At 73.0% G+C, this 23,122-nt stretch carries 16 protein-coding genes and 1 tRNA gene; 10 read left to right on the forward strand and 7 right to left on the reverse strand.

The window, feature by feature from the left end; translation table 11 throughout:
* Window positions 1-199: 199 nt before the first annotated feature.
* From OIU81_RS22810 to OIU81_RS22835, 6 genes are all read left to right on the forward strand, one after another.
* Entirely contained in the window at window positions 200-1,852 is a 1,653-nt protein-coding gene (locus tag OIU81_RS22810; RefSeq protein ID WP_329150747.1) for a beta-N-acetylhexosaminidase, read from the forward strand.
* Between the two features lie 405 nt (window positions 1,853-2,257).
* Entirely contained in the window at window positions 2,258-3,154 is an 897-nt protein-coding gene (locus tag OIU81_RS22815; RefSeq protein WP_329150749.1) for an FAD binding domain-containing protein, read from the forward strand.
* Between the two features lie 100 nt (window positions 3,155-3,254).
* The gene (locus OIU81_RS22820) at window positions 3,255-5,333 is read left to right on the forward strand and encodes a 2Fe-2S iron-sulfur cluster-binding protein (protein WP_329150751.1); all 2,079 of its coding nucleotides are present in this window, start codon (window positions 3,255-3,257) and stop codon (window positions 5,331-5,333) included.
* A complete protein-coding gene (locus OIU81_RS22825; RefSeq protein WP_329150753.1) occupies window positions 5,330-7,657 on the forward strand; it encodes a xanthine dehydrogenase family protein molybdopterin-binding subunit in 2,328 nt (775 codons plus the stop codon). Before OIU81_RS22820 ends, OIU81_RS22825 begins: the two co-directional genes overlap by 4 nt.
* A gap of 502 nt (window positions 7,658-8,159) precedes the next feature.
* Window positions 8,160-10,244, forward strand: a complete 2,085-nt coding sequence (locus OIU81_RS22830) for an ATP-binding protein (protein WP_329150755.1) — start codon at window positions 8,160-8,162, stop codon at window positions 10,242-10,244.
* The gene (locus OIU81_RS22835; RefSeq protein WP_329150757.1) at window positions 10,241-11,779 is read left to right on the forward strand and encodes a hypothetical protein; all 1,539 of its coding nucleotides are present in this window, start codon (window positions 10,241-10,243) and stop codon (window positions 11,777-11,779) included. Before OIU81_RS22830 ends, OIU81_RS22835 begins: the two co-directional genes overlap by 4 nt.
* Window positions 11,780-11,870: 91 nt before the next feature.
* On the opposite strand, the gene OIU81_RS22840 is transcribed toward OIU81_RS22835, so the two are convergent.
* Together OIU81_RS22840 and OIU81_RS22845 are read right to left on the reverse strand one after the other, a co-directional pair.
* Window positions 11,871-11,945 (reverse strand) — tRNA-Cys (locus OIU81_RS22840).
* Window positions 11,946-12,129: 184 nt separating this feature from the next.
* Entirely contained in the window at window positions 12,130-12,993 is an 864-nt protein-coding gene (locus OIU81_RS22845) for an alpha/beta fold hydrolase (protein WP_329150759.1), read from the reverse strand.
* A gap of 141 nt (window positions 12,994-13,134) precedes the next feature.
* On the opposite strand from OIU81_RS22845, the gene OIU81_RS22850 reads away from it, so the two are divergent.
* The 4 genes from OIU81_RS22850 to OIU81_RS22865 all read left to right on the forward strand — a co-directional run bounded on the left by OIU81_RS22850 (window position 13,135) and on the right by OIU81_RS22865 (window position 18,606).
* Window positions 13,135-14,652 (forward strand): MFS transporter, encoded by a 1,518-nt coding sequence (locus OIU81_RS22850; RefSeq protein WP_329150761.1) that lies wholly within the window; start codon window positions 13,135-13,137, stop codon window positions 14,650-14,652.
* 251 nt (window positions 14,653-14,903) lie between these two features.
* On the forward strand, window positions 14,904-16,700 hold the full coding sequence (locus OIU81_RS22855) for a DEAD/DEAH box helicase (RefSeq protein ID WP_329150763.1): 1,797 nt from the start codon (window positions 14,904-14,906) through the stop codon (window positions 16,698-16,700).
* A 337-nt stretch (window positions 16,701-17,037) separates the two neighbouring features.
* Entirely contained in the window at window positions 17,038-17,679 is a 642-nt protein-coding gene (locus OIU81_RS22860) for an IclR family transcriptional regulator (RefSeq protein WP_329150765.1), read from the forward strand.
* Between the two features lie 141 nt (window positions 17,680-17,820).
* Window positions 17,821-18,606 (forward strand): S16 family serine protease, encoded by a 786-nt coding sequence (locus tag OIU81_RS22865; RefSeq protein ID WP_329150767.1) that lies wholly within the window; start codon window positions 17,821-17,823, stop codon window positions 18,604-18,606.
* 67 nt (window positions 18,607-18,673) lie between these two features.
* Here the strand turns inward: OIU81_RS22865 and OIU81_RS22870 are convergent, their stop codons facing one another.
* Genes OIU81_RS22870 through OIU81_RS22890 form a run of 5 tightly spaced genes read right to left on the reverse strand, consistent with a single transcriptional unit; the run spans window position 18,674 to window position 22,994 of the window.
* Window positions 18,674-19,714, reverse strand: coding sequence for a glycine betaine ABC transporter substrate-binding protein (locus OIU81_RS22870; protein WP_329150769.1), 1,041 nt, complete (start codon window positions 19,712-19,714; stop codon window positions 18,674-18,676).
* A gap of 2 nt (window positions 19,715-19,716) precedes the next feature.
* On the reverse strand, window positions 19,717-20,601 hold the full coding sequence (locus OIU81_RS22875) for an ABC transporter permease (protein ID WP_443074029.1): 885 nt from the start codon (window positions 20,599-20,601) through the stop codon (window positions 19,717-19,719).
* A complete protein-coding gene (locus tag OIU81_RS22880) occupies window positions 20,598-21,872 on the reverse strand; it encodes a betaine/proline/choline family ABC transporter ATP-binding protein (RefSeq protein WP_329150771.1) in 1,275 nt (424 codons plus the stop codon). Before OIU81_RS22880 ends, OIU81_RS22875 begins: the two co-directional genes overlap by 4 nt.
* On the reverse strand, window positions 21,865-22,512 hold the full coding sequence (locus OIU81_RS22885; protein WP_329150773.1) for an ABC transporter permease: 648 nt from the start codon (window positions 22,510-22,512) through the stop codon (window positions 21,865-21,867). Before OIU81_RS22885 ends, OIU81_RS22880 begins: the two co-directional genes overlap by 8 nt.
* A gap of 14 nt (window positions 22,513-22,526) precedes the next feature.
* A complete protein-coding gene (locus OIU81_RS22890) occupies window positions 22,527-22,994 on the reverse strand; it encodes an Lrp/AsnC family transcriptional regulator (RefSeq protein WP_189102208.1) in 468 nt (155 codons plus the stop codon).
* Between the last annotated feature and the right edge of the window lie 128 nt (window positions 22,995-23,122).

A 23,122-nucleotide genomic window follows, 5' to 3' on the forward strand; every position in this document is an offset into this window, starting at 1 on the left:
CGGCGGCGCTCCCGGCCCGCGCGCGGCCGCTCCGCCCGGCTCCTCGCCGTGAATCTCCTCCGCCACCACGGCAGTTACGGCCCCCGAGGGCCCCGGTCATGGCAGCATCGCCCGTGACGACGGCCCCGTGCCGGTCTTCTTCGTACCCGTACAGCGCCGCGGGCCCGTAGCCCCGGCGGCGCGGTGAAGGACTGAGGGCATGCCGCACACCCCCACCCCCACGGCCCCGGGCGGCGGCCTGGTCCCGGCCCCGCTGAGCATCGACGGCCCCCACCGCTGCGCGGTCCGGCTAGGTGCGGACACCGCGCTGGCGGCCTCGCCCGGAACCGAGGACACCGCGCAGTGGCTGCGCACCACCCTCGGCGCGGCCTTCGGTCTGCCCCTGCCGCCCGGCCCCCACGAGGCGCCGGACACCCTCGCCCTCACCCTCGACCCGGCCCTCCCGGAGGAGGGCTACCGGCTGGAGGCCGTGAGCCGTTGGGGCGTACGGATCACCGGCGGCGGGCCGGCCGGCGTCTTCTGGGGCGCGCAGACGCTGCGGCAGCTGCTCGGTCCGCAGGCCTTCCGCCGCGCCCCGCTCAGCCACGGGGGAGCGGCGGTGCTGCCGCAGCAGACCATCGAGGACGGCCCCCGCTTCGCCTGGCGCGGCATGCTGCTCGACGTCGCACGGCACTTCCTGCCCAAGGACGGGGTACTGCGCTACCTCGACCTGCTCGCCGCCCACAAGCTCAACGTCCTCCACCTCCACCTGACCGACGACCAGGGCTGGCGGATCGAGATCGCGCGCTATCCGAAGCTGACCGAGGTCGGCGGTTGGCGGGAACGCACCAAGATCGGCCACCGGGCCTCCCCGCTCTGGGACGAGCGCCCGCACGGCGGTTACTACACCCAGGACGACATCCGCGAGATCGTCGCCTACGCCGCCCGGCGGCACATCACCGTCGTCCCCGAGATCGATATCCCCGGGCACTCCCAGGCCGCCATCGCGGCATACCCGGAACTCGGCAACACCGACGTCATCGACACCGCCTCCCTGAAGGTTTGGGACACCTGGGGCGTCAACCCCAACGTACTGGCACCCACCGACACCACCCTGCGGTTTTACGAGCACGTGCTGGAAGAGGTCCTGGCGCTCTTCCCCTCGCCGTTCGTGCACCTCGGCGGCGACGAGTGCCCCAAGGACCAGTGGCGGGCGTCCGCCACCGCCCGGGCGCGGATGGCCGAGCTGTCGCTGGCTGCCGAGGACGAGCTGCAGAGCTGGTTCACCAGGCACTTCGACCGCTGGCTCGCCGCCCGCGGCCGCCGGCTGATCGGCTGGGACGAAATCCTGGAGGGCGGCCTCGCCGAGGGCGCCGCGGTCAGCTCCTGGCGCGGCTGCGCGGGCGGTGTCGCCGCCGCCAAATCCGGCCACGACGTGGTGATGTGCCCCGAACAGCAGGTGTATCTGGACCACCGTCAGCACGCCTCCCCGGACGAGCCGGTACCGATCGGCTACGTCCGCACCCTGGAGGACGTCTACCGCTTCGAGCCGGTGCCGCCCGAGCTGTCCCCCGACCAGGCCGCGCACGTCCTGGGCACCCAGGCCAACGCCTGGACCGAGGTCATGGACAGTCAGCAGCGCCTCGACTACCAGGTGTTTCCGCGGCTGACCGCCTTCGCCGAGGTCGCCTGGTCACGACTGCCCGCACCGGCCGACCGCGACTACGGGGACTTCACCCGGCGGATGGCCGTCCACTACGCCCGGCTCGACGCCCTCGGTGTCGGCTACCGCCCGCCCGGCGGCCCCCTCCCCTGGCAGAAACGCCCCGGAGTCCTCGGACGCCCGATCGACGGGGCGCCCCCAAACGTGTGAGCCCCGGTGCAAGGAGGGCGCCCGGGCGGCCGGGCCCTGGGACGGTGGTGCGGTACGGCGGTCCCCCCGCACGCCGTGCCGAGCACCGCTGTAGCCGGCGGGCGCGTCCCGCCGTACCGGCCGGACGCCGTCCTCGACGCGCCACACCGCAGTGCCCGTACCGTCGGTGGCGGACGAAACCGGATGAGCGCGACGAGATCGACGAGAACGACCAGCACGACCAGCACGACCAGAACGACCAGCACGACGAGAACGACGCGATCTCTGTCCGGGGACCGACCGCCGCTTCGTGGACCCTCGCGCCGAGGGCCCGGGAAGATGTGCCAGAGTTGCCACGTCCGGGCTGTGAGCACGTACCGTACGGCGGAGCGGAACTGCCGGGACACCGGGGAAGGGGCAGCTGGCTTGACCACGCACGCACCGCACGCGTCGCACACGGTGACGTTGCCGGCCTCGCTCGACGAGGCGGTGGCGGCGCTCACCGCCATGCCCACCGCCGTGCCCGTCGCGGGCGGCACCGATCTCATGGCGGCGGTCAACGCCGGACACCTCAGACCCGCAGCCCTCGTGGGCCTCAACCGGATCAGCGAGATCCGCGGCTGGCAATACCTGGACGGCCACGCCCTGCTCGGCGCCGGCCTGACCCTCGCCCGCATGGGACGCCCCGACTTCGCCGCCCTGATCCCCGGCCTGGCCGCGGCCGCCCGCGCCGCCGGCCCGCCGCAGATCCGCAACGCCGGCACCCTCGGCGGCAACATCGTGACCTCCGCGCCCACGGGCGACACCCTCCCGGTGCTCGCCGCCCTCGAAGCCACGGTGATCATCGCCGGCCCCGGGGGCAGCCGCCGGGAGATCCCGGTCAGCCATCTGCTGGCCGGCCGCGAGATGCTCAGCCCGGGCGAACTCGTCGGCTTCGTACGGGTGCCGCTGCTGCACGCCCCGCAGACCTTCCTCAAGGCCACCGGCCGCACCGGCCCCGGCCGCGCCACCGCTTCGGTGGCGCTCGTCCTGGACCCGGCCCGGCGCGGGGTGCGCTGCGCGGTGGGCGCGGTCGCCGCCATGCCGCTGCGCCCCCTGGAGGCCGAACAGTGGGTGGCCTCGCTCATCGACTGGGACGGCGAACGCGGCCTGGTGCCCGAGGCGCTGACGGCTTTCGGTGACTATGTCGCCGCCGCCTGCATCCCCGACCCGGCGCCGCCCGAGGACGGTTCGGAACCGGCCGGCCTGCCGCCGGCCGCACTGCACCTGCGCCGTACGGTGGCGGCCCTGGCCCGCCGCGCACTCGGGAGGGCGCTCTCATGAGTGAGCGCAGTATGGGGGTCCGTCCGGCCGAAGGCCGGGGGAGAGTCATGGAGAGGTGCGCGCCTCGCGCATGCGAGGCCGAGCGAAGTGAGGGCTCGGCATGAGTGACGCCGACAACCGGCATCCGTACCAGCCGCACCCCGACCAGGGCTGGCAGCCGCTGCCCCAGGGTGGCGAGTACGAGTCGGAGGCGACGGCCTTCGTGCAGCTCCCGGAGGGCTTCACCAGCGGGATCTACCAAGGCAGGGCGCCCGCTTACGGCAGCCCGGGCACCGAACCGCTGGCCGCCCCCGGCCACGGCTACACCCCGCCGTCCTCCTTCACCCCGCACGCCGGCCGGCCCTCGGCCCCGGACGCGGGCGACGACCCGGCCGCCACCGGCCAGTGGACGATGCCCTTCGCGGACCCCTCGGCCGGCTACGCCGACCCGTCCGCCGGGTACCCGGCCCCTGCCGAGCAGGCGGCCCACCAGGGCCACTCCGCGTCGTACCACAGCGGCGCCCCCGAGGCGGCCCCGCCGTGGGGCGAGCGGGTGGACTGGCCCGTCGCGGGCAGCCCCGAGGCCGGCGGCACGGGGACCTGGTCGGTCCCCGCGGCGGCGGACGACGGGCTGGAGGAGTCCGGCGAGTACCTGGTCGGCGACGACGACTTCACGGGGCACACGGGACTTTCCGGCGGCTATCCGGGCGTCCACGGCCACCCGGGGCATCCGGGGCATCCGGGCCTCCAGGGGGCCGGGGGTGCCACCGGCTACCAGGGCGGCGGCTATCCGGGCGGGTACGACGGGGCCGCCAACCCGGCGGACGCGGAGGAGGCCGCCCGCACCGGCCACTGGAACTTCACCACCGGGCCGGACGCCGCGCACGGCGCGGAGGCGCACGACACCTACGGCGCCCCCGCGGGCGACCCGTACGCCCGCGAGCGCGGCCTCTCCGGCCACGGCGCCGAGCCCGAACTGCCCGGCGGCGGCGACCCGTACGCGACGGGCGGCGGTCTGCACCCCGCGGCCGGCGAGGCGACCGGACACTGGTCGCTGCCCGCCGACGCGCTGGCCCAGTGGCCGCCGGCCCCGGAGGCTGCGGAGCCGTTGCCTGACGCGGCGCCGCAGCGGCAGGAGGCAGCCGAACGGCCCGACGTGGCAGCCGACATGCCCGACATGGCCGGTACGGGCGGATGGTCGGCCCCGGAGGCCGACGGTGAACCGCCGCGGGATCCGGCCGAGTTCGCACCCGCCGGAGACCCGGCCGGTTCCGCCGCGCCCGAGGACGACGGCGCGACGCGGGACGCCCCGCCGGAGACCGCCGAGGCCGTCGCGCACACCGAGCCCGGCGCGCACCCGCAGCCCGACGGCGACGCGGGCGCGGAGGGCGGCGACGCCGGCGCCGGTGCCGAGACGGACGACCGCACCACCGACGGCGACGGGATTCCCACCGCCGTCGGCGAGCACCTCGCCGGCGATGCCTCCGACGACGACGCCAACGCCGTGGCCCCCGCCCCGGTGCCGGACCCCGGCCCCGACGCCCACGACGAACACGATGCCCACGACGAACACGATGCCCACGATGCCCACGACGAACACCCTGCCGCCTCCTTCGTCCTGCGGGTGAACGGCATCGACCGGCCGGTCACCGACGCCTGGATCGGCGAGTCGCTGCTCTACGTCCTGCGTGAGCGCCTCGGCCTGGCCGGCGCCAAGGACGGCTGCTCACAGGGCGAGTGCGGGGCGTGCTCGGTCCAGGTGGACGGCCGGCTGGTGGCGTCCTGCCTGGTGCCGGCCGCCACCACGGCCGGCAGCGAGGTCCGTACCGTCGAGGGGCTCGCGGTGAACGGCGTGCCCTCCGACGTCCAGCGCGCGCTCGCCGCCTCCGGTGCGGTCCAGTGCGGCTTCTGCGTACCGGGGATGGCCATGACCGTCCACGACCTCCTGGAGGGCAACCACGCCCCCAGCGAGCTGGAGACCCGCAAGGCGCTGTGCGGCAACCTCTGCCGCTGCTCGGGCTACCGGGGTGTGCTGGACGCCGTCGAGGAGGTCGTCAAGGCCCGCGCCGAGGCCGTGGACGACGAGACGGACGGGGACGCACCGGCGGACACCGCCCGCATTCCCCACCAGGCGGGCCCCTCCGACCCCACGGGCCACGCCCCGCACCACCAGGATCCGCACTCGGGAGGCTCGTCATGAGTGGCACGTCCGATGGCGCGAGTGCCGTCACCGCGACCCCTGCGGCGGGCGTCCAGATGCCCGAGGAGCCGCCGCACGGCCTGGGCGTCTCCCTGCCGTCCGCGGACGCGGGGGCGAAGACCGAGGGCACCTTCCCGTACGCCGCCGACCTGTGGGCCGAAGGGCTGCTGTGGGCCGCGGTGCTGCGCTCCCCGCACCCGCGCGCACGGATCCTGTCCATCGACACCAAGCACGCCGTGGAGATGCCGGGCGTCCGCGTCATCGTCACGCACGAGGACGTCCCCGGCGACGCGGCGCACGGCCGCGGCACCGCCGACCGCCCGGTGTTCGCCAAGGACGAGGTCCGCCACCACGGCGAGCCCATCGCCGCGGTGGCCGCCGACCACCCCGACACCGCCCGGCTGGCCGCCGCCGCCATCGCCGTCGAGTACGAGGTCCAGGACGCGGTCACCGACCCCCAACTGGCCTTCGAGGCCGAGCCGCTGCACCCCGACGGCAACCTCATCCGGCACATCCCGCTCCGCTTCGGCGACGCCGACGCCATGGGTGAGGTGATGGTCGAGGGGCTCTACCGGATCGGCCGCCAGGACCCGGCGCCCATCGGGGCCGAGGCCGGGCTCGCGGTGCCGCGCCCCGACGGCGGCGTGGAGATCTACACCGCCTCCACGGACCCGCACACCGACCGTGACCTGGCCGCCGCCTCCTTCGGTCTCGCACCGGAACAGGTCAAGGTCGTGGTCACCGGCGTCCCCGGCGCCACCGCCGACCGCGAGGACCCCGGCGTCTCGCTCGCGCTCGGCCTGCTGGCGCTGCGCACCGGCTGCCCCGTCAAGCTGGCCGCCACCCGCGAGGAGTCCTTCCTCACGCACGCCCACCGCCACCCCACGCTGCTGCGCTACCGCCACCACGCGGACGCCGACGGCACACTGGTCAAGGTGGAGGCGCAGATCCTGATGGACGCCGGCGCCTACGCGGACACCTCCGCCGACGCCCTGGCCGCCGCCGTCTCCTTCTCCTGCGGCCCGTACGTCGTCCCGCACGCCGTCGTCGACGGCTGGGCGGTGCGCACCAACAACCCGCCGTCCGGCCATGTCCGCGGCGAGGGTGCGATGCAGGTCTGCGCCGCCTACGAGGGCCAGATGGACAAGCTGGCCGCCCGGCTGGGCCTGGAGCCCGACGAGATCCGGCTGCGCAACGTCATGGCCACCGGCGATCTGCTGCCCACGGGGCAGACGGTGACCTGCCCGGCCCCGGTGGCCGAACTCCTGCGTGCCGTCAAGGAAGCGCCGCTTCCCGAGCTGCCCAAGGATGCGCCCGAAGCGGAGTGGCTCCTGCCGGGCGGACCCGAGGGCGCGGGGGAGCCGGGCGCGGTGCGCCGCGGCGTCGGCTACGGGCTGGGCATGGTGCACATGCTCGGCGCGGAGGGCACCGACGAGGTCTCCACCGCCACCGTCAAGGTCAGCGGCTCGGTCGCCACCGTCATCTGCGCCGCCGTCGAGACCGGTTCGGGGTTCTCCACCCTGGCGCGGCAGATCGTGCAGGAGACGCTCGGCATCCAGGAGGTGCACATCGCACCTGTCGACACCGACCAGCCGCCGGCCGGCCCGGCCTGCCACGGCCGCCACACCTGGGTCTCCGGCGGTGCCGTCGAGCGCGCCGCGAAGATGGTCCGTACGCAGCTTCTCCAGCCGCTGGCCCACAAGTTCGGCATGTCCACCGAGCTGCTGCAGATCAACGACGGCAAGATCACCTCGTACGACGGGGTGCTCAGCACCACCGTCGCCGAGGCGCTGGACGGCAAGGAACTGTGGGCCACCGCCCAGTGCCGGCCGCATCCGAGCGAACCGCTGGACGAGAGCGGCCAGGGCGACGCGTTCGTGGGGATCGCCTTCTGCGCCATCCGCTGCGTCGCCGATGTCGATATCGAACTGGGCACCATCCGGGTCGTGGAGATGACCGTCGCCCAGGACGTGGGCCGGGTGCTCAACCCCCGCCAGCTGCGGGCCCGTATCGAGGCCGGCGTCACCCAGGGGCTGGGCGCGGCCCTGATGGAGAACCTGCGGACCGCCCGCGGCCAGGTCCGCCATCCCGACCTGACCGGCTACGCCCTGCCGACGGCCCTGGACGCCCCGGACATCCGCATCGTCAAGCTCGTCGAGGAGCGGGACGTGGTGGCCCCCTTCGGCGCCAAGCCCGCCAGCGCGGTACCGGTCGTCACCTCACCGGCCGCCGTTGCCTCCGCGGTCCGCGCCGCCACCGGCCGCCCCATCGGCCGCCTCCCGATCCGCCCGCAGGCGGCGGTGGCACAGGCCGTGCAGCAGTAGGGCGGGGGCCCCGGCCGGGGCCGTTCCGCCTTCCTTCCCTCTCCCGTCTTATGGGTGGGATCTGGGTTTCGGGTTCTCCCTGCCGTGGGTTTTTTCCCCGCCCCTCTTCGGGGGGGGCGGGTGGATGTCGGCTGCCGCGTAAGGCGGTTCGGTTCACGCCGCGGGGTGGCGCACGGCAGGGACTGACGGCCGCCGGCCGACGGCTGGCGGCCGGCGCGTGCGCACCCCCTCGGCTCGCATCACGTTCCGAACGCGCGTCGGCCCGCTGACCTGCGCGGGGACCCTCCGTTACAGGAATTGTCAGTGGGGTCACTTAGAGTGATTTCCGTGCGCGAGGTGGCGTCGAACGAGGGGGAGAAGCGGCCTGATGGGGCCAAAGCGCTTGCAGCGCACGGGAATTGGAGGATCCTGGGGCGGCTGGAGAGCGCGCCGCCCGGCCGTGCGGGCGCGGGAATCGCGGGATCGCAGGGTTTACGGGGAGCGCGAGGCCGAGGGGAGCGGAATGCCGCAGGAGTGGGCGGGGGAGTCCGGGCGGGACCGGGCCGTGGAGCGCTACGTCCAGGACTTGTTGGCGCGCAGGCCGGGCAGCCGGCCGGAGTTACCTGCCACGCTGTTGCTGGGGCCGCGGGGCAGCGGCAAGACGACCGTGCTGCGGCATCTGGCGGACTGGGCCCGGCGGGCCCCGGTGGCCCGCCTCGATCTGGCGGCGCTGGGGCAGGAGGGCCGTAAGCCGATCGACGTGCTGGCCGCGCTGGTCTTCCAGCTCAACGCGAAGAAGAAGGACTTCGCCCGGCTGCGGTTTCCGGCGTTCGGGCTGCTGACCATCGCGGTCGCGGCACGGATGGAAGCAGCCGACCGGGACGCCGCCGTACGGCAGATGGAAGCCGCGCTGGTCGGGCCGCCGAGCGGCCGCTCGGAGGTGATCAACCAGCTCGCCACCTACGCCGCGACGGTCCTGGGCGCCCCGACCGCGGTGACCGCCGCGCTGCCGCTGCTGCCGGAGTGGCGGCGGCACTGGGCGCGGCTGCGGGTGCGCTGGCAGCTGGCGCGCATCCAGCGCCGCAGCCGTGACGCCGGCTCCGTCGACGGCTTTCTGATCGACCTCAACCAGCGCTACGGCGACCGCGAGGAGGCCGAGCGGCAGCGGGCCGAGGCGGTGCTCTTCGACGCCTTTCTGGACGATCTGCAGCGGGCGTACGGCTCACGCGGCGGCGACAAGCGGCGGACCACGCAGTGCCTGGTGCTGCTGGACAACGTGGACAGTCCGCTGGGCAACGACTTCCTCAAAGCGCTGCTGGACGCCCGGCGTAAGGCCCAGGCGCCCGATCCGCTGCTGGTGCTCGCCACGGCCGGCAGCTATCCGGCGGCGCTGGAGGGCTTCGCGTTCGGCGGGCCGCGGCGCCCCGGGGCCCTGCCCGGCCGGTGGCCGGCGGAGGAGGAGAGGTTCGTCCCCGAACGGGTCGTCAAGGGGCTGGTGGTGGGCCGGTTACGCGACCTTGCCCGGCACGAGGTCGAACAGCAGGCCAAGGAGGTGCTGCGGTCGGCAGGCCGCAGGGCGCCGGCGCCGGCCGCCGACAACGGCGTGCAATGGCTGGGCTGGGTGGTGCACGAACTCACCCGCGGTCACCCGGCGGGCACCGCACAGCTGCTGGCCGCCCTGCTGGAGTGCCCGGCGGAGACCCGCTGGGAGGCGCGGCTGCGCCAGGTGCTGCGGCCCTCCTCGGAACTCGTCGACGCCCTGCTGGAGCGGCTGTTGCCGATCGAGGCGAGCGGCGAACTGGCGCAGGCGCTGGCCCGTGCGGCGGCCGCCGCCGACCTGGCCCAGGCACAGGCGGGCCGGGCGCTGTGGGACGAGTCGGGCGCCCGTGTCCAGGAGGAGTTCAACGACTTCTGTGCGGACGTGCTGCGCACCATGCATCTCGACACCGGCAGCGAGGAGTCCGACGGCCCCACGGAAACTCCCCACCCGCTGCTGCGCCTTCTGCTGCTGCGCCGGCTCGCCGCGCTCCCGGAGCCGGACGCGGTGACGGCGGGCGCGGCCGACGGCGCCGAGGGGACGCGCGGCGGCCGCGGGCGGCGTGCCGTGCATGCCGCCCTGCGGGACCGGGCGGCCGCCGCGGGAGAGGAGGCGGCCGCGGCCTACCACGCACTGGCGGGCGGCGAACTCGCGGTGGCGGCCGCCTATCTGGACGATGCCTTTGACCGGCTCCCGCCGGAGGAGTGGTGCACGGAGCTCTGCCGGCTGCGGCGGGCCCCGCTCGCCGAGACCGGCGAGGCCCTCGAACAGCCGCTGTGGGAGCGCTACGAACGGCTGGTGGACCACCTCGGCGACGGGGCCGTGGACCAGCGGCTGCGGACCATCACCCGGTTACTGGCGGCGGTCTGGATCAGCCCCGAGCCGCCGGACGATCCCCGTACGGACCGCATCGGTGATCCCTACCGTGATCCGCTCGGCGACCCCGTGGCCGAGCTGTACGGCGAGATCCAGGCACGCTTCCACACCCTGGCGGTGCACGCCGACAGCGTGCCCTGGACCTCGGCGCTGCTGCGGAGGACGAAGCAGTACGGAAAGGAGCCGTGGCTGTGAGCACTCGTCTCTTCGAACCGCCCAGGCCGCCGCGGCGCTGGGGGCTGTGGATCGTCTCGGCGCTGGTGGCGGCGGCACTCCTGGCCGTAACCGTGGTGCGGATCGCCGACACGGCGGGCCGGTGCGGCGAGGGCGTCCGTGAGGTGGCCGGTGGCGAGTGTGTGGGCGTCACGGACGGCGCGTACGCCTTCGAGAACATGACCGGGCTCAGCGGCAAGATCCATGATGAGAACGCCAAGGTGGCCAAGTCCGGGGAGAAATCGGTCGCCATCGCCTATATCGAGGCCATGGCGGGCGGCTCCGCCGACCGGGGGCCGGAGGCCACCCGGCAGGCTGTCAGCGGCGCCTACCTCGCCCAGCGCGCACTGAACGCCGAGCGGTCGACGATCCCCAAGATCCGGCTGCTGCTCGCCAACACCGGCCGCGGTGACCGCCACTGGCGGCAAGTCGTCGACCAGCTCATCGCGATGCGGGACAAGGAACACCTCGTCGCCGTGGCGGGATTCGGGCAGAGCAATGAGCGCACGGCCGGTGCCGTCGGGCGGCTGCGTGCCGCCGGGCTGCCGATGGTCGGGGCGACCGTGGCAGCCGACGGACTGAGTTCCCGTACGGCCGGCTTCTACCGGGTCTCCTTCCCCAACCGTGACCAGACCGCGGCCGCCGCCGGTTACCTCAAGGAGCAGCAGCGCCGGCACCCCGGCTACCGCGTCCAGGTGATCAGGGACGGCAACGAGCAGGACAGCTACAACACCTCCCTCTACGAGGACTTCTCCGCGGCGGCGCGGCGCACCGGCCTGGCGGTGGACGACGAGGTCGTCCCCTTCCGTTCCGGGGAGGGCGAGGAGGCGACGGCGGGCAATGCGCTGTCACTGGTCGCCGACAAGGTCTGCGGTGCCCCGAAGCCACCGGACGCGGTGTATTTCGCCGGCCGGGGCCGGGAACTGCGCCGGTTCATCGAGGCGGCCGGCGAGGGCGGCCGGCACTGCCGTACGACGGTGCTCTCCGGCTCCAGCGCGCTGGGCGTCTATTTCGACACCGGGGGCGCCGCGCACCGCGCCGAACTCGCGATGCTCGCCGAACGATGGAAGTACAGCCAACTGACGGTTTACTACACCGCCTTCACCCACCCCGCGATCTCCAGGGAGGTCTACGGCGGCACCGGGAACGGCCCGAGCGGCCCGTTCGCCGACTTCGCGCACGCCTACCGCGAGGAGGTCGGCGGCCCCACCACCGCCCTCGCCAGCGGCCAGGCGATGCTCGGCCATGACGCCACGTACACCATCGGCAAGGCCGCCCGGAACGCCGTCGTGGTCTACGGAACCCACGAGGTCACCGCCCGGATGGTCCTGGCCATGCTGGAGCAGACCAACGGCAGATCCCGGGTCCGCGGCATCAGCGGCCACATAGCCTTCGACCCGGACACCGGCGAGCCGGTGGACCGCCCCCTGGCACTGGTAGAACTCCGCCGTCCCACGGACGAGGGCGAGGCCGGCGACATCTACCGCTTCGTCGCGCCCTTGAGCACCGGCCGCTGACGCACGTCCCGGGGGCGGCCCCCACGACGGTGGGGGCCGCCCCCGGGCATCGCGCACGGTCGCCGTGCGCGGCACGCGACCATGCGGTGCATGGAGGCCGTGGCGGGATTCGAACCCACGTAACTCGCTTTGCAGGCGAGCCCCTGAACCACTCGGGCACACGGCCGGGTTGCGGTGTGTTCCCGACTGTAGGCGGCGGGGCGGGGCGGTCGGCAAGGGTGTGGGGCGGGGTGTCATGGAGCTGCCATACGGGGCAATGTGGGGCAATGCGCGGTAACGCGCGGCAACACGGGGTTCATGAGGTCGCCCCGCGCAGAGGGATCCGACCGCCGTCTTTCCGCTGCCCGGCCTCACGTCGTGTGCAGGAACTCCTCCACCACCGGGGCGAACAGGTCGGGTTCGTCGACCCAGGGGTAGTGGCCGACCTCGTGCAGGGGGCGTACCCGGGCGTCGGGGAAGGACTCGGCGACGAGTTCGCCCGCGCGCATGCCGGCCACCGCGTCGCGGTCGCCGGTGACCACCAGCACCGGGCAGGTCACCTCGCGCAGCCCGGCCAGCAGGGCCAGGCGGAGCTGCTCGTCGACGCCCTGCCAGAAGCCGGCGCGCGGGACCGGGCCCAACTGGGCGCCCTCCGTGGCGGCATGGGTCCGCTGGGGCTCGTCCCACCGGCCGTAGGCGAGGGGTGCCGCGGCGAACAGCAGCTCGCGTACCTCGCCCATGTCGGAGGCCGCGGTGAGTTGTTGCACGGCCACCGAGGCCTCCGGCCACCAGTCCTCGTGGGCGCGTGCCTCGAAGATCTCCCGGGCGTCCTCGGGGAGTTCGCCCTGCAGCCGGGAGCCGGGGCAGACCAGTACCAGCCGGGTCAGCCGCCGGGGGTGTCCCGCCGCGTACGCCTGTGCGACCGCGGCCCCGGCGTCGTGCGCGAGCAGCGCGAAGCGCTCCAGGCCCAGATGCGCGCGGAGCGCCTCGAGGTCCTGGGCGAGCTGCGGGAAGGCGTAGCGGGAGGGGTCGTCGGCGGCGGGGGAGGCGCCGGTGCCACGGCTGTCCGGGATGATCAGCTGCCGGTGGGCGGCCAGCCCGCCGAGGTCGCCCAGATACGCGGCGTCCCGACCGGGCCCGCCGGCCAGGCAGACCAGGGGCGGCAGCGACGAGTCGGCCGGGCCGAGCAGGCGGTAGTGGAGCTCTGCCTCGTCATACGTACGGAAGTGCGGCATCCCCCCAGCTTGCCCCACGTGAGGTGGTGAGGGGACGGAGCGGGACCACCCGCGCGGGCCGCGCGGCGTAGGACCGATGACCGGGCCGATACCCGTCCCCCGACAGGGGCGCAACTGCCGGATGCCTCTTACGCTGACCCGATGACCGCTGACCGCCGCCCCCACGACTTCGCCACCGGCGCCGATGCCGGTACCGCCGGCACCGCGACCGGCCGTGGCCGCCAGGATGCGGCCCCGCGCGGCGGGGAGGCGTCCGCGGGTGGGGTTCTCGGGCGGGCCCACCGGGCGTTGACGCTCGGCATCATCTCCGTCGTCTCGCTGGTCGCCTTCGAGGCGATCGCCGTGAACACCGCGATGCCGGTGGCCGCCCGCGCGCTGGACGGTATCGGTCTGTATGCCTTCGCCTTCTCGTCCTGTTTCACGGCGAGTCTGTTCGCGATGGCGCTCGCGGGGGAGTGGAGCGACCGGCGCGGGCCGCTCGTGCCGCTGTTCGCCGGGATCGCCGCGTTCGGGGCCGGGCTGCTGGTCGCGGGCGGCGCGCGGAGCATGTGGATGTTCATCGTGGGCCGCGGGGTGCAGGGCATCGGCAGCGGACTGGTGGTGGTCTCGCTGTATGTGGTCGTCGGGCGCGCCTATCCCGAGCGGCTGCGCCCCTCGATCATGGCGGCGTTCTCGGCGGCCTGGGTGCTGCCGGTGATCGTCGGTCCGCTGGTCGCCGGGACCGTCACCGAACAGTTCGGCTGGCGCTGGGTGTTCCTCTCCATCCCCGTGCTGATTCTGCTGCCGCTCGCGGTGATGCTGCCCGCGCTGCGCTCGCTGCCGCGGACCCGTCCGGGCCCGGACGACGGGCTGCGGCAGATCCTGGGCAGCCGGCGCAGTCTGCTCGCGCTGGCCGTCGCGGTGGGCGCCTGCCTGCTGCAGTACGCGGGCCGGCAACCGGCCCGGCTCGCGCTGCCGTCCGCGGCCGCCGGACTGGCGCTGCTGGTACCGGCCGTGGTGCGGCTGCTGCCCCGCGGCACGTTCCGGGCGGCGCGCGGTCTGCCGACCGTGGTGCTGATACGCGGGCTGGCCGCCGGGGCGCTGGTCGCCGCCGAGAGTTTCGTCCCGCTGATGCTGGTCGCCCAGCGCGGACTGTCCGCCACCCTGGCCGGGCTCTCGCTCACCGGGGGCGGGCTGACCTGGGCGCTCGGCTCGTACGCGCAGAGCCGGCCGCGGCTGGAGCCCCACCGGGAGCGGCTGATGGGGCTGGGCATGGTGCTGCTGGCGGCGGCCATCGCGACGGTGCCGCTGGCGCTGCTCGACGGGGTGCCGTCCTGGATCGTCGCCGCGGCGTGGACGGTCGGCGGCTTCGGCATGGGCCTGAACATCTCCAGCGGCGGGGTGCTGTTGCTGAAGCTGTCCCGTCCCCAGGACGCGGGCAGCAACTCCGCTTCCCTGCAGATGTCGGACGCGCTGGGCAACGTCACCTTCGTCGGGGTCAGTGGCGTGCTGTTCGTGGCCTTCGGCGGCGGCTCGATCGCGGCGGACGGGTCCACGGCCTCCGCCGCGGCCGGCGGGGCGAGCCATCCGGCGGCCTTCGCGGCCGTGTTCGCGGCGATGGCGGTGGTGGCCCTGGCCGGTGCGGGGGTGGCGCGCCGGCTGCGGCCCGAGCCGGGGTGACGGCGCGGCCGGCGAGGAACCGGCCCCCGACCGCACCGCCCGCCCCCCACCACCGCCGTCCGAACCGTCCGCCCCCACCACCGCCGCCCGAACCGCCCGCCCACCGGCCCACCCGCCAACCGCCCCACCCCGCACACAAATGTGACCTCGGTCCCACCCCGGGGTGACCCGGTGCGGTACCCCCGGAGCGTGAACCGAGGCACCGGTAGGCTGACGCGGTTGCCGATCGCCGACCTCAGCCGACGGAGACCGTGACTACCACCACCAGCGCCACCAATAACCATCACCTGTCCCCAGCCTTTCCGGGACGGGCCCCTTGGGGTACCGCGAACAAGCTGCGCGCCTGGCAGCAGGCGGCCATGGACCGCTACCTCGAGACGCAGCCGAGAGACTTCCTCGCCGTCGCGACGCCGGGAGCCGGCAAGACGACGTTCGCGCTCACGCTCGCGTCGTGGCTGCTGCACCACCACGTCGTGCAGCAGGTGACGGTCGTCGCGCCGACCGAGCATCTGAAGAAGCAGTGGGCGGAGGCGGCGGCCCGGATAGGGATCAAGCTCGACCCCGAGTACAGCGCGGGGCCACTGAGCCGTGAGTACCACGGCGTCGCGATCACCTACGCCGGTGTGGGCGTGCGGCCGATGCTGCACCGCAACCGCATCGAGCAGCGCAAGACGCTGGTGATCCTCGACGAGATCCACCACGCCGGTGACTCGAAGTCGTGGGGCGAGGCGTGCCTGGAGGCGTTCGAGCCCGCCACCCGGCGGCTGACGCTGACCGGTACGCCCTTCCGGTCCGACACCAACCCGATTCCGTTCGTGACGTACGAGGAGGGGAACGACGGCATCCGGCGCTCCTCCGCCGACTACACCTACGGCTACGGCAACGCGCTCGGCGACGGCGTCGTCCGGCCGGTCATCTTCCTCTCCTACAGCGGCAACATGCGCTGGCGGACGAAGGCGGGCGACGAGATCGCCGCCCGGCTCGGCGAGCCGATGACCAAGGACGCGGTCTCGCAGGCCTGGCGCACCGCACTGGATCCGCGCGGCGAGTGGATGCCCAATGTGCTGCGCGCCGCCGACCGCCGGCTGAGCGAGGTCCGCAAGTCCATCCCGGACGCCGGGGCGCTGGTGATCGCCTCCGACCAGGAGCAGGCGCGGGCCTACGCCAAGCTGATCCGGGAGATCACCGGCGAGGGCGCCACCCTGGTGCTGTCCGACGATTCCGGCGCCTCCCAGCGCATCGACGACTTCGCGTACTCCCAGGACCGCTGGATGGTCGCGGTCCGGATGGTGTCCGAGGGCGTCGACGTGCCGCGGCTGGCGGTCGGGGTGTACGCCACCACCATCTCGACCCCGCTGTTCTTCGCGCAGGCCGTCGGCCGGTTCGTGCGCTCCCGCAAACGCGGCGAGACCGCCTCGGTCTTCCTGCCCACCGTCCCGATGCTGCTCGGCTTCGCCAACGAGATGGAGGTCGAGCGCGACCACGTCCTCGACAAGCCGAAGAAGGACGGGGAGGAAGACCCCTACGCCGAGTCCGAGAAGGAGATGGACGAGGCGAACAAGGAGCAGGACGAGGACACCGGTGAGCAGGAGCAGTTCTCGTTCGAGGCGCTGGAGTCGGAGGCGGTCTTCGACCGGGTGCTCTACGACGGTGCCGAGTTCGGGATGCAGGCCCACGCCGGCAGCGAGGAGGAGCAGGACTACCTCGGCATCCCCGGGCTGCTGGAGCCCGACCAGGTGCAGATGCTGCTGCAAAAGCGGCAGGCCCGGCAGATCGCGCACAGCAAGAAGCGGCCGGATGAGGAAGCCGACCTGCTGGAGCTGCCGGCCGAGCGGCGGCCGGTGGTCACGCACAAGGAGCTGCTGGAGCTGAGGAAGCAGCTGAACACGCTGGTCGGCGCGTATGTGCACCAGAGCGGGAAGCCGCACGGCGTGATCCACACCGAGCTGCGGCGGGTGTGCGGCGGCCCGCCGAGCGCGGAGGCCACCGCCGGGCAGCTGAGCGAGCGGATCAAGAAGGTACGGGAGTGGGCCACGCGGATGCGCTGAGTCCGCCCGTGGCCCGTGGGCCGGTGTGCCGCAGTGGCGGCGCGCCGGCCCACGCCGTTTTCCGCGTCGCCTTTTAGGACGCCGTGGCGCTCGCTGAAACACCACGGGGCACTCTGGACGGACCTATCGGGATATTCCGGGCAGGCGGGACCGGATTCTGGACGGACTCTTCCGCTCACCGGACCGGCTCGCTACTGTCCCGCTCACCTACACGCCCCGTGGCAGCGCCGCCGCGGAGCGCAGCCGGTGCCATGCGGCCGGCGGCCTCCCGCGCGCGCTGCTCGGAACTCGCAGCGCGTCGCGCCGGAGCGCCGCCACTCACCCAGGAGGGGGCGTCGTGACCGCAGAGACCTCCCAGACACTCGACCGAGGACTGCGCGTCCTCAAACTTCTCGCCGACACCGACCACGGGCTGACCGTCACCGAGCTGTCCCACAAGCTCGGCGTCAACCGCACCGTGGTCTACCGCCTGCTGGCCACGCTGGAGCAGCACGCGCTGGTGCGCCGTGACCTCGGCGGCCGGGCCCGGGTCGGGCTGGGCGTGCTGCGCCTGGGCCGCCAGGTCCATCCGCTGGTCAGAGAGGCCGCCCTCCCCGCGCTGCGCGCGCTCGCGGAGGACGTGGGGGCCACCGCACATCTCACCCTCGTCGACGGTACGGAGGCGCTGGCCGTCGCCGTGGTGGAGCCGACCTGGACCGACTACCACGTGGCCTACCGGGCCGGTTTCCGTCATCCGCTGGACCGGGGGGCCGCCGGCCGGGCGATCCTCAAGGCCCGGCAGGGACGGATCCACGATGCCGGACTCGCCCTGACGCACGGGGAGTTGGAGGCCGGCGCGAGCGGCGCCGCGGCCCCGCTGCTCGGGGTGAGCGGCATCGAGGGGAGCGTGGGCGTGGTGATGCTCACCGACACGGTCTCCGAACGGATCGGCCCGCGGGTGGTCGACGCGGCCCGGGAGGTCTCCGAGGCGCTGCGCTGAGGCGGCGGGGCGACGGGGCGGCGGGTGCGCAGGCCCGCCTCCCGGCCGCCGTGACTGCGGGGTGTGAAGGCGGCGTGGCTGTGTGGTGAGGCCGCAGCGCCTTAACGTCCAGGTGAGGCGGGTGTCAATTAGGGTGGCGGGGTGTCTTCACGTGCCCGCGCTCTGGCGGTCTGCACCGCCGTCGTTCTCGCCCTCCTCGTCACGGCGGCCCTCGCGCCGTTGCCGTACTCCATCGCCTACCCGGGCATGACGGCCAATGTCCTCGGTGACGACAAGGGCAAACCGGTGATCACCATCACCGGCGCCGCCACCCGGAAGACCAGCGGGCAGCTGCGGATGACCTCGATCGTGGCCACCGGCCCGGACGCCTCCGTCCATCTGCCGGACATGATCAAGGGCTGGTTCCGTACGGACGAGGCCGTGATGCCGCGGGAGGCGGTCTACCCGGTGGGTAACAACACCGAGGAGATCGCCGAGCACAACGCCCAGCAGATGCGGGAGTCCCAGAACAGTGCCACCAGCGCGGCGCTCGGGGAGCTCGGCAAGTCCGCCAAGGACATCAAGGTCAAGCTGAGCCTCGCGGACGTCGGCGGTCCGAGCGCCGGGCTGATGTTCGCGCTCGGCGTCGTCGACAAGCTGAACGGCGCCGGCGCGGGCAAGGACCTCACCGGCGGGCGCACCATCGCCGGCACCGGCACGATCACCGCCGGCGGCGCGGTGGGCGCGGTGGGCGGGGTGCCGCTGAAGACCCAGGCCGCCCACCGCGACGGTGCCTCGGTCTTCCTCGTCCCGCGCAAGGAGTGCACGGACGCCCGGGCGGAGCTGCCGAAGGGGATGCGGCTGATCCCGGTCACCACGCTCGACGGTGCGGTGAAGGCCCTGAAGGCGCTGCAGGCCGGCGGCAAGGTCCCCAGCTGCGGCCGCTGAGCCGTTCCCCGTCGCCAGGTCGAAAAGAACGTGCTGTCCGCTCCCGCCCGGGGGCCCCGCCGGCCGGTCACCCCTCCTTGATGAACCCCTCCTGGATCAGCCAGTTCTTCGCGACCTCGTGCGGGTCCTCGCCGTTCACGTCGACCTTGCGGTTCAGCTCCTGGGCGACGGTGTTGTTGAGGGCCTTGGTGACCGGGGCCAGCACCTCGGCCATGGCCGGGTACTTCTTCAGGGCCTTGGCGTTGATCTCGGGGGCCACGTTGTAGTTGGGGAAGAAGTGCTTGTCGTCGGCGATGACGTGCAGATGCATGGCCTTGATCCGGCCGTCGGTGGTGAACACCTCGCCGAACGCACAGGTGCCCTTCTGGGTCTCGGTGTAGACGACGCCGCCGGTCATCTTGCGGATGTTGGCGGAGGGCACCTGCATGCCGTACGCGCGCGCCATCCCCGGCAGCCCGTCGTTGCGGGTGGCGAACTCGTTCTCCACACACATCGTCACGGCCCCGGGGTTCTTGTGGGACAGCGCGGCGACCTCCGAGAGGTTGTGGACGCCCAGCTTCTTCTGGTTGGCGCTGTTCAGCGCCAGCGCATAGGTGTTGTTCAGGGTCGACGCCGGGAGCCAGACGATGCCGTTCTTCCGGTCCTCGTCGCGGACGGCCTTCCACTGCTGCTGGGGGTTGACGATGGGCTTGGTGTGGCCGAGGTAGGTGATCCAGCCGGTGCCGGTGTACTCGTACGCGGCGTCCGCGGTGCCGGACTTCACGGCCTCCCGTGCGCCGATCGACCCCTGGATGCTGGTCTTGTCGATGACCAGGGCGCCGGCGGCCTCGAAGACCAGCCCCATCATCTGGCCCAGGATGATCTGTTCGGTGAACTCCTTCGAGGTCACGGTCAGATGCGCCCCGGTGAGCGGGCGGCCCGGGTAGCCGGCCTTCGGGCCGGGCACCACCTGGTCGGACATCGCGCTGCCGCTGACCAGGCCGCATCCGCCGAGGACGGCGAGGGTGACGAGGGCGAGCAGTGCGGCGGCCGGAGCGGTGGCCCGGCGCCGCCCGGAACGGCGCGGGGCCGGGGGGTCACGGCGCAGAACCGGGTGCCTGTGATGCATCCTCATTCCCCCACCTCCAGACCACGCGGGCGCAAGAGCAGTTCGGCGAGCGAGGCCAGCCATTCGACCAGCAGGGCGAGCGCCACGGTCAGGACCGATCCGAGGATCAGGACGGGCATCCGCTGGGTGACGATGCCCGCCGAGATCAGGTCGCCCAGGCCGCCGCCCCCGCCGAAGGTGGCCAGCGTCGCGGTGCCGACGTTCAGCACCAGCGCGGTGCGGACGCCGGCCAGGATCAGCGGGACGGCCAGCGGGAGTTCGACCTTGGTCAGCACCCCGGTGGGGGACATGCCGATGCCGCGGGCCGCCTCCGTCAGCGTCGGATCGATCCCGCGCAGCCCGGCGATGGTGTTGGCGAGGACCGGCAGCACGGCGTAGATCACCATGCCGACGATCGCCGAACGGGCCCCGATGCCCAGCCAGATGACCAGCAGGACCAGCAGACCCAGGGCCGGTACCGCCTGCCCGAGGTTGGCGAAGGCCATCGCGACCGGGGTGGCCCGGCGCAGCCTGGCCCGGGTCAGCGCGATCCCCATCGGGATCGCGATGATCAGTACGAAGAAGGTGGAGACGGCGGTGAGCTGGATGTGCTGCCGCAGCGCCAGCCACACCTTGCCGTTGTCCACCGCCTGGTGGGCGATGGAGTCCAGCCGGGCGCCGCGGAACCACAGCCAGGTGGCGAGCAGCGCGAGGACCAGGAAGGCCGGCATGAAGGTCCACTTCTGCCAGCTGATCCGGCGCGCACCGGACGGCGCGGACGGGACGGGCGCCTCACCGGCCGCCAGCTCCCGCTCCTCCATCTCCACCCCGTCGCGGAAGGCCAGCGCCTCGTGGTCGCTGGGGCGCCGCGCGTGCGCGCGCGGGTCGCTCCCGTCGCGGGGGCTCATGCCCTGCTCCCTCGGCCACCTTCGGTGCCGCCCGCGTCGTCCAGGCCCTCCTGGGCCAGCTGGGTCTGCCGGGCCCGCTGCTCGTGGAGCCGGTGCTGCTGTTCGATGGCTTCGAGGCGATCCGCCTCCAGCAGCTCCTGGACGTTGTTCATCAGCGTCTCCATGTCGACCACGCCGAGGTACTCGCCGCGCCGCCCGGTGACCGCGACCCGGCCCGCGTTGTCGGTGAGCACCGCCTCCAGGGCGTCGCGCAGCGTCGCGTCCCGGGTCACCGTGTCGGCCACCAGGGTGCCGGCCCGGGCCAGCGACCCCTTGGCACGGGAGAGATCGCCGCGGCGCAGCCACTTGTACGGGCGCCGGTTGCGGTCCAGCAGCAGCAGCTCGTTGTGGGGGCCCGAGCGCAGCCGTTCGAAGATGGACTCCAGCGGGTCGTCCATGCTCGCGGTGGGGAAGTCGACCACGCCCACGTCCCGTACGCGGGTCAGATTCAGCCGCTTGAGCGCCGCCCCGGCGCCCACGAAGCCGGAGACGAAGTCGTCGGACGGGTTGGTGAGGATGGCCTCGGGAGTGTCGAACTGGGCGATGTGCGAGCGTTCACGGAGCACCGCGATGCGGTCGCCGATCTTGATGGCCTCGTCGAAGTCGTGGGTGACGAAGCAGATGGTCTTGTGCAGCTCGTGCTGGAGCCGGATCAGCTCGTCCTGGAGGTGGTCGCGGGTGATCGGGTCGACCGCGCCGAACGGCTCGTCCATCAGCAGGACGGGCGGGTCGGCGGCGAGCGCACGGGCCACCCCGACGCGCTGCTGCTGGCCGCCGGAGAGCTGGCGCGGATAGCGGCCGTGGAACTCGGCCGGATCCAGGCCGACGAGGTCGAGCATCTCCTCGACCCGGTTCTTGACCCGCGAGGAGCGCCAGCCCAGCATCTTCGGGACCAGCGCGATGTTCTGGGCGACCGTCATGTGCGGGAAGAGGCCGGACGCCTGGATGGCGTAGCCGATCGTGCGGCGCAGCTTGACCGGATCCATGTCGGTGACGTCTTCGTCGCCGATCCGGATCCGTCCCGAGCTCGGCTCGATCAGCCGGTTGATCATCTTCAGCGTGGTGGACTTGCCGCAGCCGGAGGGCCCCACGAGGATCACGGTCTCGCCGGCCTTGATCTCCATGTTGACGTTGTCCACCGCGGGGGCGGGGCTGCCCTGGTAGAGCTTCGTCAGATTCTCCAGCCGGATGCTCGCGCCGGAGGTGCTGGTGGTCTCGGGCGTCTCAGGCACGGATCCCCCTGGAGATGGTCAGGCGTCCGATCAGGACGTACGCGGCGTCGAAGAGCAGGGCGAGGACGGCGATCCCGAGCGTGCCGGAGAGCACCTGGTTGAGGGAGTTGGCGCTGCCCAGCGAGGCGATCCCGCGGAAGATCTCATTTCCCAGGCCGGGGCCGGAGGCGAAGGCGGCGATGGCCGCGATGCCCATCAGCATCTGGGTGGCGACCCGGATGCCGGTGAGGATGGGCGGCCAGGCCAGGGGCAGTTCGACGCGGAAGAGCCGGGCGGTGCGGGACATCCCGATGCCGGTGGCCGCGTCGACCAGGTCCGGGTCCACCCCGCGCAGTCCGACGATGGCGTTACGGACCACCGGCAGCAGCCCGTACAGGGTCAGCGCGATCACCGTCGGGGGGACGCCCAGGCCGACGATCGGGATCAGCAGACCGATCATGGCCAGGGACGGGATGGTCAGGATGGTGGCGGTCGAGGTGGTGGCGAGGTTGCCCGCCCACTCGCTGCGGTAGGTCACGACGGCGATGAAGACCCCCAGCAAGGTGGCGAGCACCATGCACTGGAAGACCGCGCTGGCGTGCTGATACGTATCCGTCAGCAGTTGGGCGTGCCGGGTGCCGACGTACTCCCAGAAGCTCACTCGGTCTCCTCGGTTCAGTCTCCCGATGCCTGTTTCACCAGCGGGATGATCCGCAACGGAACCGGATTTTCCATGACGATTGCCGTTGACGCCCGCACGATCCCATCAAAGCCCACAACCCGGTCGATCACCCGCTGTAGATCGGCGTTCGACCGAGCGACGAGCCTGCAGAGCATGTCCCCATGTCCCGTCGTTGTATGCAGCTCCAGAACCTCGGGAACGGTCGTCAAGTGGGCGCGTACGTCATTACCTTGGCCCTGTTTGATCTCAAGAGTGGCGAAAGCGGTCACCGGATAGCCGATCGCCGCCGGATCCACCTCCGGCCCGAAGCCCCGGATCACTCCATTCGACTGAAGCCGGTCGAGCCGGGCCTGCACCGTCCCGCGGGCCACCCCCAGCCGCCGGGACGCCTCCAGGACACCGATCCGCGGCTCCTGGGCGAGCAGCTCCAGCAGCTCCCCGTCCAAATGATCGATCGCCATCGCCCGCTCCTTCGATTCCAATGGTCATCATGTACAGATAGCCCGCAGATTCCGGCCCCTCGCTATGCATAATGCCCAGGAAATTCGCGAACTATTGCGCACCTTGTGGATCGGCGAGACTCTGCGAC

Origin of the sequence: Streptomyces sp. NBC_01454, assembly GCF_036227565.1 — a bacterium.
Classification (GTDB): Bacteria; Actinomycetota; Actinomycetes; order Streptomycetales; family Streptomycetaceae; genus Streptomyces.

Coding starts and splice junctions, on each gene's coding strand:
- OIU81_RS22810 (WP_329150747.1), top strand. CDS start 200: ATGCCGCACACCCCCACCCCCACGGCCCCGGGCGGCGGCCTGGTCCCG.
- OIU81_RS22820 (WP_329150751.1), top strand. CDS start 3,255: ATGAGTGACGCCGACAACCGGCATCCGTACCAGCCGCACCCCGACCAG.
- OIU81_RS22825 (WP_329150753.1), top strand. CDS start 5,330: ATGAGTGGCACGTCCGATGGCGCGAGTGCCGTCACCGCGACCCCTGCG.
- OIU81_RS22830 (WP_329150755.1), top strand. CDS start 8,160: ATGCCGCAGGAGTGGGCGGGGGAGTCCGGGCGGGACCGGGCCGTGGAG.
- OIU81_RS22845 (WP_329150759.1), bottom strand. CDS start 12,993: ATGCCGCACTTCCGTACGTATGACGAGGCAGAGCTCCACTACCGCCTG.
- OIU81_RS22850 (WP_329150761.1), top strand. CDS start 13,135: ATGACCGCTGACCGCCGCCCCCACGACTTCGCCACCGGCGCCGATGCC.
- OIU81_RS22870 (WP_329150769.1), bottom strand. CDS start 19,714: ATGCATCACAGGCACCCGGTTCTGCGCCGTGACCCCCCGGCCCCGCGC.
- OIU81_RS22875 (WP_443074029.1), bottom strand. CDS start 20,601: ATGAGCCCCCGCGACGGGAGCGACCCGCGCGCGCACGCGCGGCGCCCC.
- OIU81_RS22890 (WP_189102208.1), bottom strand. CDS start 22,994: ATGGCGATCGATCATTTGGACGGGGAGCTGCTGGAGCTGCTCGCCCAG.